This is a genomic window from Rhodoferax sp., from assembly GCF_018063565.1.
Lineage (GTDB): Bacteria > Pseudomonadota > Gammaproteobacteria > Burkholderiales > Burkholderiaceae_C > Rhodoferax.
In genome coordinates, this window is record NZ_JAGPBB010000189.1 from 1 (window position 1) to 2,673 (window position 2,673).

2 protein-coding genes are annotated in these 2,673 nt (G+C 63.0%); both read left to right on the plus strand.

What is annotated here, in order from left to right:
* Positions 1 to 61: 61 nt before the first annotated feature.
* Positions 62 to 1,141, plus strand: a complete 1,080-nt coding sequence (gene murG / locus KBF66_RS19450; protein WP_296661405.1) for an undecaprenyldiphospho-muramoylpentapeptide beta-N-acetylglucosaminyltransferase — start codon at positions 62 to 64, stop codon at positions 1,139 to 1,141.
* On the plus strand, positions 1,138 to 2,580 hold the full coding sequence (gene murC / locus KBF66_RS19455) for a UDP-N-acetylmuramate--L-alanine ligase (RefSeq protein WP_296661407.1): 1,443 nt from the start codon (positions 1,138 to 1,140) through the stop codon (positions 2,578 to 2,580). The genes murG and murC overlap by 4 nt, the downstream gene beginning before the upstream one ends.
* The last annotated feature ends 93 nt before the right edge of the window (positions 2,581 to 2,673 follow it).

Consider the following 2,673-nt stretch of genomic DNA (forward strand, 5'->3'; position numbering starts at 1 on the left):
CCATTGCGGTGGTGCTCAAGGTGGACAAAGAGAACCGAACCCTCATGCACGGAGGCCGCGTATGAGTGGCAAACGTGCATTGGTGATGGCCGGTGGCACGGGTGGCCACATCTTTCCGGGTCTGGCGCTGGCGCAGGCGCTGCAACAGCAGGGGTGGCGCGTGCATTGGCTGGGTGGGCGGGGCAGTCCCGGGAAGCCCAGCATGGAAAGCCAGCTGGTGCCACAACACGGGGTGCCACTGGACCTGATCGACTTTGGTGGCCTGCGCGGCAAGGGGCTGATCGCAGCTGCGTTACTGCCGCTGCGCCTGCTCAAGGCATTCTGGCAGAGCATTGAGGTACTGCGCCGCGTCAAGCCCGATGTGGTGGTGGGCCTTGGGGGCTACATCACCTTTCCGGCGGGCATGATGGCGGTGCTGATGGGCAAGCCTTTGCTGCTGCATGAGCAAAATTCGGTCGCCGGGCTGGCCAACCGGGTGCTTGCCGGAGTGGCAGATCGGGTCTTCACGGCGTTTCCTGACGTGCTGCGGGGTGCGCGCTGGGTTGGCAACCCGCTGCGCGACGCCTTTCTGAAAGTGACCCCCCCTGAGCAACGCTTTAGCGGGCGCAGTGGACCGCTCAAGGTGCTGGTGGTGGGGGGCAGCCTGGGCGCTCGCGCCCTCAATGAGGTGGTGCCGCAGGCGCTGGCCCTGCTGTCGCCCGCGCAGCGCCCGCAAGTGCTGCACCAGAGCGGCGCCAAGCAGATCGACGCCCTGCGTGCAAACTACGCCGCTGCCGCCGTGACGGCTGACCTGACCCCCTTCATCGACAACACCGCCCAGGCATTTGCGCTGGCAGACCTGGTGATCTGCCGGGCCGGCGCCAGCACCGTGACCGAAATCGCAGCGGTGGGGGCCGCCGCCCTGTTTGTGCCGTTTCCATTTGCCGTGGACGACCACCAAACCACCAATGCGCGCTTTCTGGCCAATCAGAACGCCGCCTGGCTGATTCAACAGGCCGATCTGACACCCCGGGTACTGGCGGATTTGCTAGTCAATATGCAGCGAGAAGAATTGATGGATAAAGCGCTAAAGGCCAAACTGATGGCCAAAACCGATGCGGCAGAGCAGATGCTGCAAGCCTGTCAGGAGCTGGCCTTATGAAACACGCCATCCAGCACATTCACTTTGTCGGCATCGGTGGCGTGGGCATGTCGGGCATTGCCGAAGTGCTGTTTAACCTGGGCTACAGCATCTCCGGCTCAGACCAGTCCGACAGCGCCACCCTGCAGCGTCTGGCCAGCCTGGGCATTCGCACCCATATCGGTCACGCCGCCAGTCATGTTGAGGGTGCCGATGCGGTGGTGACCTCCACTGCGGTGCAGCAGGCCAACCCGGAGGTGCAGGCGGCGCGCGAGAAGAAAATCCCGGTGGTGCCACGCGCGCTGATGCTGGCCGAGCTGATGCGTTTGAAAACTGGCATTGCCATTGCCGGAACGCATGGCAAAACCACCACCACCAGTCTGGTCGCCAGCGTGCTGAATGAGGCCGGACTGGACCCGACCTTTGTCATTGGCGGGCGTCTCAACAGCGCCGGCGCCAACGCCCGGCTGGGCAAGGGCGAGCACATCGTGGTCGAGGCCGACGAGTCGGATGCGTCGTTTCTGAATCTGCTGCCGGTGATGGCGGTGGTGACCAACATCGACGCCGACCACATGGAAACCTATGGGCATGACTTTGGCCGGCTCAAACAGGCTTTCGTCGACTTTTTGCACCGTATGCCTTTCTATGGCACGGCTATTCTGTGCACCGACGACGCGGCCGTGCGCGACATCGTGCCACAGGTCACCTGCCCGGTCACCAGCTACGGCTTTGACGAAGGCGCTGAAGTGCGTGCTGTGGAAGTACGTGCGGTCGACGGGCAAATGCACTTCACCGTGCAGCGGCGCAACGGGTTGGTGTTGCCGGATCTGCCGGTGGTGCTGAATTTGCCGGGCCGGCACAACGTGCTCAATGCCTTGTCAGCGATCGCGGTGGCAGTGGAGTTGGGCATTGCCGATCATCATGTGTTGCGTGCACTGGCCAATTTCCACGGGGTAGGGCGGCGCTTTCAGCGTTACGGTGAGCAACCAATACCCGCCATCCATGGTGGGGGCTGCTTCACGCTGGTGGACGACTATGGTCACCATCCGGTCGAAATGGCGGCCACGCTGGCCGCTGCGCGCGGCGCTTTCCCGGGCCGGCGCCTGCTGCTGGCCTTTCAGCCACACCGCTTTACCCGCACGCGAGACTGCTTTGATGACTTTGTCAAAGTGATCGCGCAGGCTGATGCGGTGCTGTTGGCCGAAGTGTATGCCGCCGGTGAGGCGCCCATTGTGGCCGCCGACGGGCGCAGTCTGGCGCGTGCATTACGCGTGGCCGGGCGCATTGAGCCGGTATTTGTGGATGACATCGCCGCCATGCCGCAGGCCATTGTGGACGCCGCCCGTGACGGCGACGTGGTGCTGTGTATGGGCGCAGGCTCCATTGGTGCGGTCAGTGCCAAGGTATGCGATTTGCTACAAATAAAAGAGCTATCAAATATTGATGGAGTTGCGCTATGAGCCAATTTGACATCAAAAAGGAAAAAGTGGCGGTATTGCTGGGGGGCCGCTCCGCTGAGCGCGAGGTGTCGCTCATGTCAGGCCAGGGCGTGC

Coding starts and splice junctions, on each gene's coding strand:
- murG (WP_296661405.1), top strand. CDS start 62: ATGAGTGGCAAACGTGCATTGGTGATGGCCGGTGGCACGGGTGGCCAC.
- murC (WP_296661407.1), top strand. CDS start 1,138: ATGAAACACGCCATCCAGCACATTCACTTTGTCGGCATCGGTGGCGTG.